Origin of the sequence: Spirulina sp. CCNP1310 (genome assembly GCF_034932185.1) — a bacterium.
Classification (GTDB): domain Bacteria; phylum Cyanobacteriota; class Cyanobacteriia; order Cyanobacteriales; family Spirulinaceae; genus Spirulina.
Map to the genome: position 1 here is coordinate 1 of NZ_JAYGHW010000096.1, position 15,149 is coordinate 15,149.

The following is a 15,149-nucleotide window of genomic DNA, read 5'->3' on the forward strand; positions in this document are numbered from 1 at the left end:
TGTTGAGGATTTGGCTGAGGTGGTGGAGGGTTTGGGGGAGTTGGTCGCGCCAAGTTTCCTCGTGACTTGGCTCTGCCAAGTCATGACTATGGGGAGGCTCTGCCTCCTGGTTATGGGCGGCGGAGCCGCCTGTTGTCCATCCCACGGCGGAGCCATGGGACGAGGGGGTTTTTTTGCGGTGTTGTTGGTATTGTTCCTTGTAGTTTTTGAGCCATTCGGTGAAGTTGGTTTGGGTTTTGGTGGCGGGGGTGTGGGGGGGATCGGTGGGGGTGGTGAAGGTTTGGGGGTCTTGGTGGGGGCGCAGGAGGAAGGTGGTGATTTGGGCGGGGCTAAGATGCCAGTAGAGGATGGCGGTGTGGGGGTTGGGGCAAAGGTGTTGGATGCGGGTTTGGAGGGTTTCGCGGCTGAGGGGTTGGGGGTCGGCGTTGGGGTTTTGGAGCCAGGTGAGGGCGAGGCTTTTCCATTTTTCGGCTTCGATCAGGGCTTCCCAGGGGTTGTTTTGGCTGACGAGGCGATCGACGTTTAAGCGGTAAAAGTCTTGGAATTCAGCCCGGAGGAGGCGGCGAGATTGGGGATCGGCGTTTTGGAGGGCGCGTTCTAGGCGTTGGATGGCGTTGATGGTGAGTTTATCGGCAGATTCGGATTGTTCGAGGGCGCGATCGGCTTGAATCCAATCCCGGAGGATTTTGAGGGTTTCGGGGGTGTAGAGGGGGTTGGCTTCGATGAAATTGTAGGCGGTGCTGTAGCTCTGGGTAGCATCCCAGTAGCGCATATATTCGCTGTGGTTTTTAGCTTGTTGGTAGTGGGCGCGGCCTGTGAACCGGTGTAAGGTTGCACAGCCCAAGGGTTCACTGTCGGGATCGATGTGTTTGAGACCTTCGGTGTAGTTGTCGAGGGCGGCTTGATAGCCGGAGTAATCAAAGAGAGCTAGACCCCGATTTGCCCAAGCTCGCCAGTCTTCAGGTTGAAGGGTGATGGCTCTGGTGTAGTCCCGAATAGCCTCTTCGTATCGCTTCAGTTCACGGTAGGCAGAGCCGCGATTGATGTAGGCATAGGTACAGTTGAGGTCAAGTTCAATGGCTCTGGTGCAGTCTGCGATCCCCTCCTCATACCGTTTCAGTTCACGGTAGGTATTGCCGCGACCGCCGTAGGCATAAGTGTAGCGGGGATCGATGTCGATAGCTTGGTTGTAGTCTTTGATCGCCTCCTCATACCGCTTCAGTTCATTGTAGGTATTGCCGCGACCGTAGTAGGCATAGGTGAAGCGGGGGTCGATGTCGATAGCTTGGTTGTAGTCTTCGATCGCCTCTTCGTATCGCTTCAGTTCATGGTAGGTATTGCCGCGACCGCCGTAGGCATAAGTGAAGCGGGGGTCGATGTCGATAGCTTTGGTGTAGTCTGTGATCGCCTCCTCATACCGCTTCAGGTTTTGGTAGGCAATGCCGCGCTCTTTGTAGGCGTATGCTAAACCACGATCCCGATCAATAGCATCATTACAACATTCAAGGGATTTTTGAGGATTGTTTTCATATTTATAAACTGTACCTAACCAAGCATAAGCATAGGAATATTGAGAATCTGCCTCAATTGCTTGAATCCAGTAATTTTTTGCACCCAATAAATCCAACGCTAAAAATGCTTCCCCCCCCTCTTCAAATAATTTCTTTGCCCTAGCAGAAATATTGACAGGCTTCTGTGCATCTGCAAAATATCCCTGCACTCTTCGCTCAAAATCTGGATCTCTCAGATGTTCTTGAAGCCCTTTTTTCGCCCCCGAATCATCAGACGGATAATCATCAGACGGATCAAGAGGCAGTGTCCCACTTTTTCCCTTATTCTCTACCCTCACCAGCAACTCCTCAACCGGCGGCAATTTCTCACTCCCCACCACATCCCTCGCCAACTCACTCAACTCCCCCAACTCCGCCGCCGCCAAACCCCGCCACCGATCCAAACTCAACACCTCCCGCCCATTCCCCTCCCGCACCCAAGCCACCAACCCCTCCTCCGTCACCCCAAAACGCGGCAAATCCCGCCACACCGTAAAATCCCGCTGCTCCAAGATCACCCAATTCGACACCGACCCCAACGCCCCCACAAAATCCGGCCCCCGCTGCTTCTTCCCAAACGGCCAAACCATAGCCCCTTCCCCAAAAACCTCCCCCCATCCTACCCCAAAACCCAAGGGCGCAAACATTGCGCCCCTACGATGTACTTGTAGGGGCGCAACGCTTGCGCCCTCCCTTGCACCCCCTACCACCTCTCCCCTTCAACAAACCCAATGGATACAATAGAGACACCCACTCACAGCCAGCCGATGCAAGTCCTGATCAACCCCCCTAACCTCATCGAAACCGGGATCACCGTCGAAACCCAAGACAATCTCCGGTTTTTCAAATTCACCGAACCCTTACAAAACCGCCTCGAAGAACTCCTCGACAAAAACGCCACCGCAACATTAACCGAAGACGAACAAACCGAACTAGATGCCATTGGCGAACTCGATCGCTTATTCACCTATCTCAACTCCCTGCTCATCGCCAACCATGACCCTCAATGATCTTGTTCGCCAACGAGTAAGAAAACGGGCAAACTATTACTGTGAATATTGTCACTCACCCGAACAAATCAGCGCATCTCGTTTCACCATCGATCACATTCAGCCGCGATCGCTCGGTGGTTCTGATCAGCTAGATAACCTAGCATTAGCTTGCCGTCGTTGTAACCAGAGACGCTATAACTTTACCGTCGGTAGCGATCAAAAAACCAACTTGATCACCCCAATTTTTAACCCACGTACACAACAATGGTCAGACCATTTTATCTGGTCAAAAGATACGCTCCGAATTATCGGAACAACACCCACAGGACGCGCAACCTGCCAACGACTCGATCTCAATGATGAACGTTATCAGGGCGATCGCAATATTCGCGAAACCAGACAAATTTGGCAGCAAGCGGGCTGGCATCCCCCACAGCATGATCCAATCCAAAACGATTAAGACGTGAATTCTTCTTCCCAAACGGCCAAACCATCGCCCCTTCCCCAAAAAACCTCCCCCCATCCTCACCCAAAACCCCAAGGGCGCAAGCGTTGCGCCCCCCACCCGATCGCCCCCCAACAATCCAACCACCCCAGAGCAATTTATTGGCTCAACGCCTTGAGCATTTGCCCTAAATTCCCCAAGAGACCTTTCTTTTTCGGCGTTGGGACGACATCGGGGTTACTTTCGGCACTGCCCATTAAGATCCGTTCCAATCGATCCCCCGCTGGCCGTTCCGGCTCCTCGGCAATGAGGGTATAACCCACCACCGGAGCCGGGGCATCCGTCCACACCTGCCACAATTCCGGATAGGTGCGATAGACCACGCCCCCTTCAAAGGGTTTGAGATAGTAGGCAGTTTCTAAGGTGCTGAGGAAACGCTCCCGTAACTGTCGCGCTGTTGAGCCGATCCCTACCGTTGCCACACTTTCCAACTGGGGAATGAGCAGGATCACGGGGCGATCGCCCGCTAAATTACACAACTTTTCCACCGCTTCCACTTCCACAGAGGAGGGACAAACGACCAGGAATAACTGATCACTCTCACTCACCTTCGTTTCTACCGGCGTAAACCGACTGCCCAAATCATTGACCAAAAAAGGTACATCCCCCCAATCCCGCCGCGCCAGAGCCGCCGCCCCCGTATCGGCAAAGAGGACTTTTAACCCTGAACTGTAATCAAGGAAGAGTTCGGTAAATTGGCGGGCAATGTTTTGGGCTTCGAGGGCAATTTCAGGAAAAACCAATTCCACTTGGATACGGTGGCAACCCCCCTCAAGGGCGGTGAGCGTGGCGGTTTTGGCTTGTTGGATGGCGGCTTCGAGGGAATCGGGGATCGTCATAAAAAATTTGATCAAATTTGGCTTGCAATGGCTCCCATTATCTCTGAATTTTGGGCGGATTTATCGATATTTGAGGAGTGAGAAGTGAGGAGTGAGTTGAATTTCTCTATCCTCTCTGCTCTCTCCTCTTTCCTCAAACCGCCAAGCGTTGCCATTGCAGTGGTTGCCCCTCACCCCCAGACCAGCGCAAAAAGCTAGCCCGTTGCCCGACGGTTAAACCGGGTTGACCGATGGCCCGGCGCGGGGCCTCGGTGGCAAGGGCGATCGCCTCCCCCACTCCAGACAATCCCCAATCCACCAAATTTTCTACCCCCTTCAATAGGGGCAATGTGGTTCCGGCTAAGGTTTGGGCATCAAGGCGGGCTGTGCCTTGGGCGATCGTGATTTGCCGCTCATCCCAGGGATAAACCCCATCCGGTAGCCCCAAGGGGGCCAGGGCATCACTGACTAAAAATAATCCCCCCCCATTCATCCGTAGTAATAACTGCAACATCATCGGGCTAATATGCTCCCCATCGGCAATGAAGCCAGAATAGACCCCCGGCCGGGTAAGGGCGGCCCCCAATAACCCCGGATCGCGGTGATGGAGGGGGGGCATGGCGTTGAAGGCATGGGTGATCATCGTTGCCCCTTGGTCAAAGGCGGCTTGGGCTTGGGGGGCGGTCGCGAGGGAATGGCCAAGGCTGACGGTGATGCCTTGGTTGACGAGGTAGGCGATAGGTGCGCTATCGCGGATCGCCTCTCCCCCCGGCTCCAATTCCGGCGCAAGGGTGACAATCTTCACCACAGGCGCAAAATCCCCCAACACCCGCTGCACCCGCTCAAGGGTTAAGGGTTGTAGATGGGCTTCGGGATGCGCCCCCCGTTTGGCGGGATTGAGGAACGGCCCCTCTAGATGTACGCCTAAAATTTGGGCATGGCCGGCGGGAGGGTTGAGCAGGCCAGAATCGGCAATCACAGCCATGGCTTGGTGAATCTTATCCATGGCCGTGGTGACAATCGTCGGGCAAAAGCCATCGACCCCCTGCTCCCACAGATAGCGAGCAATGGCTTGTAGTTGGGGCTGATCCTCCGGTGTTAAATCAGGAAACGCCAAGCCTAAGCCGCCGTTAATCTGCAAATCCATGCCACCGAGGGAGAGCCAATCCCCCCCTAAATCGAGAGTTGGCCCCGTTGGAGGGTCTGGGGTTTGGGGGGAGCAGGCGGTAATGATGCCGTTGTGAATTTGGAGGGTGTAGAGTTGCCCATCTTCAACGAGACGGGCTTGAGTAATGAGGCGATCGCCAACCATAGAGATTTGATCATTTAGAGATTATTGTACAATTTAAGACATCTCGAAAAATAGAGGTGCTTATGGGGAATAGTGCAGCAGATCAAGGCTGATTTTCGCCATGAGGCAACTCATCGAGGTATCCTGTAAAATTCAAAAATGAGTGACATTATTTTTGAGTGGGATGAGCGTAAAGCCCACCAGAACGAGCAAAAACACCGCATATCGCTTGAAGAGGCTCAAACTGCCTTTGATGATGAAAACGCCCGCCTGTCTCATGATCCTGATCATTCCCAGGATGAAGATCGGTATATCCTGCTGGGCATGAGTGCTGTCCTGCGGATTTTGGTCGTGTGTCATGTGTATCGACAAAATGATGAGGTGATGCGTATCATTTCAGCTCGGCGGGCTACTAAACAAGAACAAAAACAATATCACAGGTTTTTGCGATGAGAGAAGAATACGATTTTTCACAATCTGTGCCTAATCCCTATAGTACAAAACTCAACAAGCAGGTAACGGTTCATCTAGAAGAAGATGTTGTGGACTATTTCCAAGCACTGTCTGAAGAAACTGACATTCCTTACCAGACCTTGATCAACCTCTACTTGAAAGACTGTGTAAGGTCAAAACGAAAATTGTCCCTGGAGTGGATCAATTAATCGGAATTGCATGAAGGAAAAAAGTCCATAGAACCTAGTGGAGGCAGAGCCTCCAGAATTGCAGGACTGGGTAGAGCCAAGTATGATCTCTCGTCATCCTGAAGCGGGTAACGCTGGGTGCATAAAGGCTCCGGCTTGGCGGAGGGCATCGAGGAACGCATAGACTGCCGGGGGATGGAGAGCACTTTTTAACAGGGCTGCGCCAATGGTGCGGTAGAGGGGACAGGGTAATTGACCCACCTTGATGCCAGGGGGGATGGGTTCGGCGGCGAGGCGGGGCAAAATTGTCACCCCTAGGCCCTGCTTCACCATACTGATCATGGTGGAGTCTTCGCGGATTTCGTAGGCGATGGGAAGATGCGTTGTGACGGCATGGAGACAGTCATGGATGCGATGGGAACAGGCTCCAACGGAGGAAACAATCAGGGGATATCCTGCCAATTGTTCCCAGGTGAGTTGGGTGGGGCCGCTGTAGCTGGGGGGTAAAAGAACGAGGTAATCATCTCGTAAAATTTCCCAGGTTTGGAATTCTTCGCCTTTGGGGAGTTCCGCGACGCTGATATCCACCTGGCCTGTGAGCAGCGCCCTTTCGACATCGTAGAATTCATCATATTCGGTGATTTTGATTTTGATGGTGGGGTAGAGGTCATGAAGACGGGCGATCGCATTGGGCAATAAATGGGTGGCCATACTGCGAAAAGCCGCAATCCGTACTGTTCCCCCTTCTAGTCCCCGCTCTCGGTTTGCCTCCTGGGCCATCACTTCCAAGTGATTGAGGATGGCCCGGGCTTGGGGCAGAATCCGCTCCCCCACGGCGGTGAGTTGCGCCCCTTGACGGCTGCGTTGGATCAGTTGCACACCGAGTTCATTTTCGAGGGCGGCGATCGCATGGCTCACCGTCGATTGGGATAAATCCAACGCCAAGGCCGCCGCGCTAAAGGTTCCCTCATCGGCCACTGTTGCTAAAGCCAACAGTTGGGAAATTTTAATGCGGTAGGGGTTAAAGCGACCCAACAGCCCAGGCGTATTTTTCATAAACTTTCCACAGATAAAGAACCCACCCCGCCCTGATCATTACACAAGGCTAGGGGTGGGTTGGGCAGGCACAATCTAAGAATACTGTTCGGTTGAATCCAGATTAAACAGTAAATGGAGGGATTGCACCGCTTTGCGCCGCGCTTCAATATCCTGCTGCGCCCGCAATTGCACCATGGGTTCATGCAAAATTTTATTGACAATCCCACGGGTGAGGGCCTCAATCACCTCCTGGTGTTTATCGGCAAATTCCACCCCCAAACGGGAAAGGGCTTTTTCGAGTTCTTGCTCACGAATACTTTCGATTTTTTGCCGCAGGGAGTTGATCGTGGGGACGGTTTCCAGCGATCGCCGCCATACTTCATAGGCTTCCACCTCTTCCTCTAACAACACCTCCGCTTCTTGGGCCATCTGGCGGCGTTGGGCGGTATTTTGGGCCACCACGGCCTTGAGGTCATCGACATTAAACACCCGCACCTGGGGCATTTCCTTGACATCGTGGTGAACGTTGAGGGGAACGGAGATATCCACCAACATCAGGGGATGATCCGGGGTTAATGCCGTGGTGAGTTTGGCCCGATCCACAATCGGCTCCATGGCCCCGGTACTGGTGAACGTCAGATCAGAGGCGGCGATCGCCTCTAGCATTTCCTCCAAGGGGCGCAAAATTAACGATACTTCCGGGAATTGTTTGGCCAACTCCTGCGATCGCTTCTGGGAACGGTTCACCACCGTAATCTCCCGCACCCCCTTCGAGGCCAAATGCTTCACCAATAACTGGGACATTTTCCCCGCCCCAATAATCGCAATCCGGCATTGGGCCAGATCCGGCTGTTGCATTTGGGCCAGTTCCACCGCAGCGGAGGAAATGGAAACTGCCCCCGTGCCGATGTTGGTTTCCGTGCGGACTCGTTTCCCGGCAGTGATGGCCTGTTTAAAGAGGCGATCGAGCAGGCGGCCCACCCCTTGGAATTTTTGGGCCTGTTTATGGGTGGTTTTCACCTGAGCGAGAATCTGCCCTTCCCCTAACACGAGGCTATCTAAACCCGCCGCCACCCGCATCAGATGGCGCAGGGCATCCTGGTGAAGGAGCGTGAACAGATGGCGGCGCAACTGGTGGAGGGGGAGGCCGCTTTTTTCCGAGAGAAATTGGGTCACTTCCACCACCCCCGGCTCGCTCTCCGTGGCAACGAAGTAGATTTCCAGGCGGTTACAGGTGCTGAGAATAGCCACCTCTTCAATGTGGGGATAGGTTTTGAGGTGGGCGATCGCCCCTTCAAGGTCGGACTCTGGAATACTGAGTTTTTCGCGCACCGTTACAGGCGCGGTCTTATGGCTCAAGCCAACCACGGCGATGTTCATAAAATTATTGTATTAAGGGGTTTGTTACATTAACTGCCTATTTTTGGGCATTTCCTTGGGGGATTTTGCCCCTTAGTAATAAGATTTAACAAAAATTTCCGATTCCTGTTGGGGAATTATGACGATGGCAGAACAGAAGAACTATCTGGGTTTTAGATTTAAAAGTATGGGTTAGGCGATGCTCCAAGGGAGCAGTTGCGCCAACACCCCCAATTCCCATCCATTGGCCGTTGACCTAGAAAATGGAACGGTTAGAATAGAAAAATTCTCCCCTCAGATTTAATTTGCGTCTTACTGATCAGAGGTTACATCTGGCGTAACCCGTCGCGTTTCTACGCCCACAGCACATCCCCCCTGGAAATCCACCATACATCCTCCCAGCAGTTTAGGGGATGCAAGGGTGTGGGTTTTAACGTGGGGCTACATATTCAACGATTCACAGCTAACAATTGATCATGAGTGGGAAGGGAAGTCGATATCAGCGGGGTAGCTGGCTCGGGCTAGCAGTCCTGGCCTTGGCGATCGCCTTGCTTTGGGGCATGGCCAGCGGAACAGCGATGGAAATTCGCAACACGGCAACGGCTCAGGGGGATAACCTCCCGGCGGTGGTGATCTCTAATCCGACGAGTTTCACCGCAGCCCCCGCGCAATTGGAGTTAATCAAAACCGCTGACCGGGCCGCCGCCGAGCCGGGGGATACTGCCGTTTATCGACTCATATTGCGCAATACAGGTTCCTCAACGGCGCAAAATATTGCGATTACCGATCAATTGCCCCTCGGGGTAAACTTCCTAGCCGCTTCGGTACAGGGCATCCTTACCCAAGGGGGCCAGAGCAATGCGATCGCCCTTGAAGTGACGAGTGAGCAGCGGTTGATCACGTTTCGCTATGGGCAACTTCCCCCCAGAGCAACGCTCACCATTGTTTACGCAGCCCTGATTACCCCCGATGCGGTGCGGGGCAATGGCCGTAATATCGCCCAAGAAAGCCGGAGCAATATGGCCAGCTATGTGATGGCGATCCGGCCGGGGATTTTGGCGGATTGTGGTACGTTGATCGGTCGGGTGTTTGAAGATCGCAATTTTGATGGGGAACAGCAACGGGGCGAGCCGGGGATACCAGGGGCGATCGTTTTTCTGAATAACGGTAATCGGATCACCACAGACCCAGAGGGTTTGTTTTCCATGGCCAATGTGTTGGCCGGCCAACATCTGGGGACATTGGATCTCAGCAGTGTTCCCGGCTATACCCTGGCCCCGAATCATTACGTTTTAGAGCGCAATAGTCTGGCTCGTTGGGTACGTTTGGAGCCGGGTGGTTTGGCCCGCATGAATTTTGCTGTGATGCCCCTCACTGAACCCGCTGCAACCCCCGAACTATGAACGATAACCTTCCTCCTCTAGAACCTGTAGGGGCGAAAAGTTTAAACCTTTCGTCCTCCTCCCCTGCTCTACCTTGGCTGTGTTTAACCCAGACGCTCCCGATTTTGTTGTTAGGAGGGGCGTTGCCGCTCGTGGCGATCCCTGCATGGGCAGAAGAGGGGGCTGATCCGGCCGCAAGTCCAGAAGTGGCCCCACCGCCCCCCGTGGCAGCCGTTGCACCGCCTCCGGTTCAAGCTCCACCCCCTGCTCCGCCCCCGGTGAAAGCGGAACCGAAAGCAATTCCCACCCCCCCCATTCAATCTGTAGGGGCGAAAAATGTTTCGCCGCCACCGCCGCCGGTTAAAGCAACACCCAAGGCCATACCAACTCCGCCCCCGGCTCCTGTGGCGAAAACGCCGCCGCCTCCCCCTCCAGTTAAACCGGAACCCAAGACGATCCAGGCCCCGCCCCCCCCACCTGTGGTCAAAACGCCGCCACCTCCCCCGATGCCAGCGGTTCAACCTGTTGCGCCTCCTCCGGCGGCTTTGCCGCCTGTGGTGGAACAATCCCCCGGCCTGCCCTTAGAGGAGTTAGTGGGGCGTGAGGAAATCAGCCCTGAGGCAGGGGTGATCCCCATCGTTCCCGTTAATCCGCCAAAACTTTTACCGCCCGCCGCTGAACCTCAACAAGAGCAGATCCCTGCTAACGAATCCATCACGCCTACCATTGAGGCTGATTTAGAATCAGCAGAGCTTCCCCCAGAAATTGCCCCTAGCTTAGGATCTGAGGCGATTGGCGATATTGCACCGATCGCCCCTACCATTGAGGCCGAACGACAAACCCTTGAGGACACTGCACCCATTGCCGCAGAAATCCCGACCTATGGGGAAGAGGTGCAAGGTTTAGCGGTGGATGAATGGAGCGATGTGCTGATCTCAGATCGCCCCTCTACCCTCACCCCTGAACAAAAAAAGGAACTGAAACAACTTCAGGCCGAAGTGGGGGACTTTTTCAGTGATTCTGAACCGCCACCGCCCCAGGAATTACAACCCCTGTTTGATCTCAACGCATCGCCCTTAGATGGGGAGCAGGAAAGTAGGGGCGCAACGCTTGCGCCCTCCACAACGCCTGCGCCCGCTTCCCCTGAGGAAATCGAGATCCCAGTGATTCCCCCCGCTGATTCCCCCGAAACTCCTGTATTGCTAGAAAATACCCCCACAGACTTACAGGAAAAACTGCAACTGGAAATTTTCCCCGTGGATAGTCCCCTCGTCGCCGCCGATGGCCGCTCGACGCTGGCCCTAGAGGGAAGGATTCGCAATGCCCAAGGGGAACTAATCAGTGAACCGCGCACCGTCACCCTCACCAGTAGTGCGGGGGAATTTGTCGGGGATGATGGCGAGCCGGATCACCCCGGTTTTCAAGTGGAGGCGATCGCCGGTCGTTTTCAGGCTTGGTTACGGTCTAGCTTAGAGGCCCAACGGGTACAGATTCGCGCTGCCCTCAATACCCTAACCGAACCCGCCCCGGGCCGCGCCCCCGTTCCCGTTGCTGAACCCGTAGAAGCCTTCACCACCGTTCAATTCACCACGGATTTACGCCCCTCCATTGTGTCGGGCTTAGTCAGTTTTCGCGTCGGCCCCCAGGGGACAAACTTTTGGGGGAGTCGGCGGGATTTTCTCGCGCCGGAGAGCATTGGCCGGGTGACGACGGATTTAGAGGGGTCGGTGTTTGCCATGGGAGCCAGTAAAGATTGGTTGTTAACCTTGGCCTACGATAGCGATCGCCCCCTCAATGAAACCTGCGACGGCATTTCGCGCCTGTTTCGCAGTCCTCAACATTGCGAACAAAGTTACCCTGTCTATGGGGATAGTTCCACCGTCGATTACCTCACCCCTTCTACAGATCATTTCTATGTGCGAATGGAACGCACCCTCCCCGTTCCTGGTGCAGAGCCGGATTATTTAATGTGGGGGGATTACCACACCACAGAATTCGCCCGCCCTTCCCAAACTTTCACGGCCAATGTGCGTCAACTCCACGGTTTTAAGGGCAATTACAATCTGGGCAATTTGCAAATCTCAGCCCTCTATAGTGCCGATATTGAAGGATTTCAACGGGATGCGATCGCCCCCGATGGTACGAGCGGCTATTACTTCCTCTCCCGGCGGCGGATCATCCCCGGTAGCGAAAACGTCTTTTTAGAACAGGCTTCCCTAGAAGAGCCGGGATTAGTGACGGAGCGCCAAGCCATGCAACGGGGCCCCGATTATGAAATTGATTATGATCGCGGCACATTATTATTTCGTCGTCCCGTGGAGCGATTGCAAAACGATCTATTCAATGCCGCACTTTTACAGCAAATTCTTGTCACCTACCAATACGAAGGAGAAACCACCCCCGACACGAATATTTTTGCCGGTCGCACTCAATATAACCTCTCACGGGATTTCCAAAACCCCAGTTGGTTAGGGTTCACCTATTGGCAGGAAAACCGAGGAGCCTATCAGTTTGAACAGTATGGGGGCGATGTGCAACTCCCCTTTAAAAACGGTCTCTTTACCGCTGAATACGCCCGCAGCGAAACCAATCGTCCTGAATTCCCCGGCACAGGAACCGCGCTGCGATTCAAGCTCACCAAACAACTCACCCGCGCCCTCCGCTTCAATGCTGACTACACCAGCGTCAGCCCCGGCTTTAGCAACGATGCCACCACCTCCTTTCAACCGGGCCAAACCCGCTACGGCATAGATTTCACCGCTCAACTGGATGCAATCACCGGAGCAAGGGCAAGCTATACCTACGAAGCCAATACCGGCCTTGCGCCCTTGGCCAGCACCGACCCCCTCGATCTCTTCGATACCAACCTGATCCCCTCCTGGCAACGCCTCAGTTTTGCGCCCCTTAATAATGAAACCCGCACATTGCGCATCGGCTTGAATCGCAAAATCGGCACAGTGCAAACCCAGTGGGAATTGGTAAACCGGGTACGGGCAGATCATGCTAATCCGGAATTAAGTAGTGATGCTTCCCAATTGATTAGCAACATCATTGCCCCCCTAAGTTCCCGCCTCACCTTCCGCGCCCAAAATGAACTCAATTTAGGCCATGGCAACCTCAACCCCATCTATCCCACCCGCACCACCTTAGGGCTAAATTGGGCGGCGATGCCTGGCGTAGATCTCCGCTTGGCCCGTCAATTTAGTAATGGCGGTCTATTTGGTGATAATGCCGTCACCCGTTTTGATACGGTGGTGACTCGCCAACTGTGGGGCAATACGGATATTACCGGCCGTTACTCGATTTTGGGGGGGATTAACGGCTGGATGGGTCAGGGGGCGGTGGGGTTAAATCATCGCTGGGTGATTGCGCCGGGATTGCGGGCCAATGTGGGTTATGAACGGGTCTTAAATGATCTATTTGGCTCAACGGCGGCGGGAGAACGGTTTGCTCAGGGCATTGCCACGGGGCAAACGGCGGCCTCTTTGGGCTTTTTTGGCGGGGAATCCTACCATGGGGCGTTAGAGTTTACACCTAATGAGGATTGGCAGGCTTCGGCGCGGTTTGAGCGGCGGGTGAGTCGGGCGGGAACCAATATGGTGCTAGGGGCAGCGGCAACGGGAAAAATTACCCCCGCGTTAACGACGTTATTGCGGTTTCAACAGGCCAGTTCTGCCAATGGTTTATTGGAAGGATTACCGGATACGGTGAATTTAAAATTGGGGTTAGCCTATCGTGATCCAGAAAGCGATCGCTTCAATGCCCTGCTCAGTTATGAATATCGCCGCAATCCCGGCAGTATCCCCGAAACCCTCTTATTTGGCACGGGAACCCAAAGCCGAGATCATACCCTCGCAGTGGAAATGATCTATGCCCCCGATTGGCGTTGGGAGTTTTACACGAAATACGCTTTGCGCTCTAGTCAGACGGATTTGGCACAAAATTTCAGCAATCGCAGCGCTCTCCATTTTGGGCAAATGCGGGCAACGTACCGTTTTGATTATCGCTACGATGTGACGGTGGAAGGGCGGGTGATTGGTCAACCGGCGGCGGGATTTACGGAATTGGGCAGTGCGTTGGAGTTGGGTTATCATCTCACGCCGGATCTGCGGTTTGCCTTGGGCTACAGTTTTGGCGGGGTGCGCGATCGCGATTTTGGTAGTTATCGGGGCGATGGGGGGATCTATTTTGGCATCAGTATGAAGGTGAATGAGTTGCTACGGAGTTTTGGCCGTCAGGAGCCTGTTATTAATACCGAGGTTGATAGTGGAAGCAATCCGTGATAGCCTACCCATTCATTGATCATTCCTAAAGAATCCAAAAACAAAAAAATAGTCATGCAAGAGCAACATCCAAGTTTATTTGGTTTAAATAATTGTAATCGAGATTTTTTAATGAAAGAATCTTGGGGAAAGAATCAATTTAATTCTTCGTTTCCCGTAGCTTTGTGCTGCTATTTACATCACAAAGGCTTTTTGGCAAATTATCTTAAAATAAAAAATGGTGTGCTTGCTCATGAAGGATTATCAATAGTCTTCAACTCTCCGGAGCTTTTTGAATGATGAAGTGTGTCGATCTTTTTTCCGGTTGTGGAGGATTATCTTTGGGCTTTGAGAAAGCAGGATTTGATGTTGTTCAAGCCTTTGATAATTGGGAGCCTGCTATTGATGTATACAAAAAGAATTTTAGCCATCCTATTTTTAAATTAGATTTAACTGATGAAGATACGGCAACTCAAATCATTAAAGGACTGCAACCAGACCTAATTATGGGTGGCCCACCTTGTCAGGATTTTTCCAGTGCAGGAAAACGAGATCTATCACTGGGTAGAGCAAATTTAACCTATCATTTCACAAATATAGTTTGCGGTGTCAGGCCGACTTGGTTTGTAATGGAAAATGTTGAGCAAATCAAAAAAAGTCATATTTTGCGAGAAATTGTGATCAAATTACAAAATGAAGGATACGGTTTATCCGCAGTTATATTAGATGCGTCATATTGCGGAGTACCTCAATCAAGAATTAGATTTTTTCTAATTGGCTATTTAAATGATGGGCATAATCAATTAAATTCATTATTTAAACAGCGTTTATCGCATAAACCAATGACAATTAAAAATTATTTAGGGGATAGTTTGGGTATTGAGTTTTATTATCGGCATCCTAGAAATTATAATCGACGTGGCGTTTTTTCAATTAATGAACCTAGCCCTACCGTTAGGGGTGTTAATCGCCCGGTTCCTTCTGGCTATAAATTAAATTCATGTGATCCTCAAGGTTTAGATCTAACAACGATTAGACCATTAACTACAATTGAGCGAAGTTATATCCAAACGTTTCCAAAGTCTTTCTATTTTGAAGGAACCAAAACTAATCTTGAGCAAATGATTGGTAATGCAGTACCTGTAAATTTAGCAAAATTTGTTGCCGATACTATCAATATTTATATCAATGAAGGTGTTCAGAGAGAGCTTACACTTTTTGAGTTAGATAATGATTTTGAAATACCCAAAAAAGTGCTCCATCGAACCTAGCTCATCTCGCAAAAAAAGAAAAGGGGGAGGGGCGAAAGAT

13 protein-coding genes are annotated in these 15,149 nt (G+C 52.5%); 8 read left to right on the forward strand and 5 right to left on the reverse strand.

What is annotated here, in order from left to right; translation table 11 throughout:
• The coding region (locus VB712_RS18160; RefSeq protein WP_323257329.1) for a tetratricopeptide repeat protein at positions 1 to 2,140 on the reverse strand (2,140 nt) is incomplete at its 3' end.
• A gap of 141 nt (positions 2,141 to 2,281) precedes the next feature.
• Here VB712_RS18160 and VB712_RS18165 point away from each other — a divergent pair.
• Together VB712_RS18165 and VB712_RS18170 are read left to right on the forward strand one after the other, a co-directional pair.
• Positions 2,282 to 2,560 (forward strand): hypothetical protein, encoded by a 279-nt coding sequence (locus tag VB712_RS18165; RefSeq protein WP_323257331.1) that lies wholly within the window; start codon positions 2,282 to 2,284, stop codon positions 2,558 to 2,560.
• Positions 2,547 to 3,002, forward strand: a complete 456-nt coding sequence (locus VB712_RS18170) for an HNH endonuclease (RefSeq protein ID WP_323257333.1) — start codon at positions 2,547 to 2,549, stop codon at positions 3,000 to 3,002. Before VB712_RS18165 ends, VB712_RS18170 begins: the two co-directional genes overlap by 14 nt.
• Positions 3,003 to 3,145: 143 nt before the next feature.
• On the opposite strand, the gene VB712_RS18175 is transcribed toward VB712_RS18170, so the two are convergent.
• The gene (locus VB712_RS18175) at positions 3,146 to 3,886 is read right to left on the reverse strand and encodes a DUF1995 family protein (RefSeq protein WP_323257335.1); all 741 of its coding nucleotides are present in this window, start codon (positions 3,884 to 3,886) and stop codon (positions 3,146 to 3,148) included.
• A 133-nt stretch (positions 3,887 to 4,019) separates the two neighbouring features.
• Positions 4,020 to 5,177, reverse strand: a complete 1,158-nt coding sequence (gene nagA, locus VB712_RS18180; protein WP_323257337.1) for an N-acetylglucosamine-6-phosphate deacetylase — start codon at positions 5,175 to 5,177, stop codon at positions 4,020 to 4,022.
• 138 nt (positions 5,178 to 5,315) lie between these two features.
• On the opposite strand from nagA, the gene VB712_RS18185 reads away from it, so the two are divergent.
• Positions 5,316 to 5,609 (forward strand): BrnT family toxin, encoded by a 294-nt coding sequence (locus VB712_RS18185; protein WP_323257338.1) that lies wholly within the window; start codon positions 5,316 to 5,318, stop codon positions 5,607 to 5,609.
• Positions 5,606 to 5,818, forward strand: coding sequence for a BrnA antitoxin family protein (locus VB712_RS20570; RefSeq protein ID WP_416236393.1), 213 nt, complete (start codon positions 5,606 to 5,608; stop codon positions 5,816 to 5,818). Before VB712_RS18185 ends, VB712_RS20570 begins: the two co-directional genes overlap by 4 nt.
• 93 nt (positions 5,819 to 5,911) lie before the next feature.
• Here the strand turns inward: VB712_RS20570 and VB712_RS18190 are convergent, their stop codons facing one another.
• Complete coding sequence (locus VB712_RS18190; protein WP_323257340.1) at positions 5,912 to 6,853, reverse strand: LysR family transcriptional regulator; 942 nt, start codon at positions 6,851 to 6,853, stop codon at positions 5,912 to 5,914.
• Between the two features lie 75 nt (positions 6,854 to 6,928).
• Positions 6,929 to 8,215, reverse strand: a complete 1,287-nt coding sequence (locus tag VB712_RS18195; RefSeq protein ID WP_323257342.1) for a glutamyl-tRNA reductase — start codon at positions 8,213 to 8,215, stop codon at positions 6,929 to 6,931.
• Between the two features lie 455 nt (positions 8,216 to 8,670).
• Between VB712_RS18195 and VB712_RS18200 the strand changes: the two genes are divergently transcribed.
• The 4 genes from VB712_RS18200 to VB712_RS18215 are packed head-to-tail and all read left to right on the forward strand — an operon-like array spanning position 8,671 to position 15,109.
• Positions 8,671 to 9,597, forward strand: a complete 927-nt coding sequence (locus VB712_RS18200) for a hypothetical protein (RefSeq protein ID WP_323257344.1) — start codon at positions 8,671 to 8,673, stop codon at positions 9,595 to 9,597.
• Positions 9,594 to 13,859, forward strand: coding sequence for a hypothetical protein (locus VB712_RS18205; protein WP_323257347.1), 4,266 nt, complete (start codon positions 9,594 to 9,596; stop codon positions 13,857 to 13,859). Before VB712_RS18200 ends, VB712_RS18205 begins: the two co-directional genes overlap by 4 nt.
• A gap of 54 nt (positions 13,860 to 13,913) precedes the next feature.
• Entirely contained in the window at positions 13,914 to 14,138 is a 225-nt protein-coding gene (locus VB712_RS18210) for a HindVP family restriction endonuclease (protein WP_323257349.1), read from the forward strand.
• Entirely contained in the window at positions 14,138 to 15,109 is a 972-nt protein-coding gene (locus VB712_RS18215; RefSeq protein ID WP_323257352.1) for a DNA cytosine methyltransferase, read from the forward strand. Before VB712_RS18210 ends, VB712_RS18215 begins: the two co-directional genes overlap by 1 nt.
• Positions 15,110 to 15,149 lie beyond the last annotated feature (40 nt).

Coding starts and splice junctions, on each gene's coding strand:
- VB712_RS18205 (WP_323257347.1), top strand. CDS start 9,594: ATGAACGATAACCTTCCTCCTCTAGAACCTGTAGGGGCGAAAAGTTTA.
- VB712_RS18175 (WP_323257335.1), bottom strand. CDS start 3,886: ATGACGATCCCCGATTCCCTCGAAGCCGCCATCCAACAAGCCAAAACC.
- VB712_RS18170 (WP_323257333.1), top strand. CDS start 2,547: ATGACCCTCAATGATCTTGTTCGCCAACGAGTAAGAAAACGGGCAAAC.
- VB712_RS18210 (WP_323257349.1), top strand. CDS start 13,914: ATGCAAGAGCAACATCCAAGTTTATTTGGTTTAAATAATTGTAATCGA.
- VB712_RS18195 (WP_323257342.1), bottom strand. CDS start 8,215: ATGAACATCGCCGTGGTTGGCTTGAGCCATAAGACCGCGCCTGTAACG.
- VB712_RS18165 (WP_323257331.1), top strand. CDS start 2,282: ATGGATACAATAGAGACACCCACTCACAGCCAGCCGATGCAAGTCCTG.
- nagA (WP_323257337.1), bottom strand. CDS start 5,177: ATGGTTGGCGATCGCCTCATTACTCAAGCCCGTCTCGTTGAAGATGGG.
- VB712_RS18215 (WP_323257352.1), top strand. CDS start 14,138: ATGAAGTGTGTCGATCTTTTTTCCGGTTGTGGAGGATTATCTTTGGGC.
- VB712_RS18200 (WP_323257344.1), top strand. CDS start 8,671: ATGAGTGGGAAGGGAAGTCGATATCAGCGGGGTAGCTGGCTCGGGCTA.
- VB712_RS18190 (WP_323257340.1), bottom strand. CDS start 6,853: ATGAAAAATACGCCTGGGCTGTTGGGTCGCTTTAACCCCTACCGCATT.
- VB712_RS18185 (WP_323257338.1), top strand. CDS start 5,316: ATGAGTGACATTATTTTTGAGTGGGATGAGCGTAAAGCCCACCAGAAC.
- VB712_RS20570 (WP_416236393.1), top strand. CDS start 5,606: ATGAGAGAAGAATACGATTTTTCACAATCTGTGCCTAATCCCTATAGT.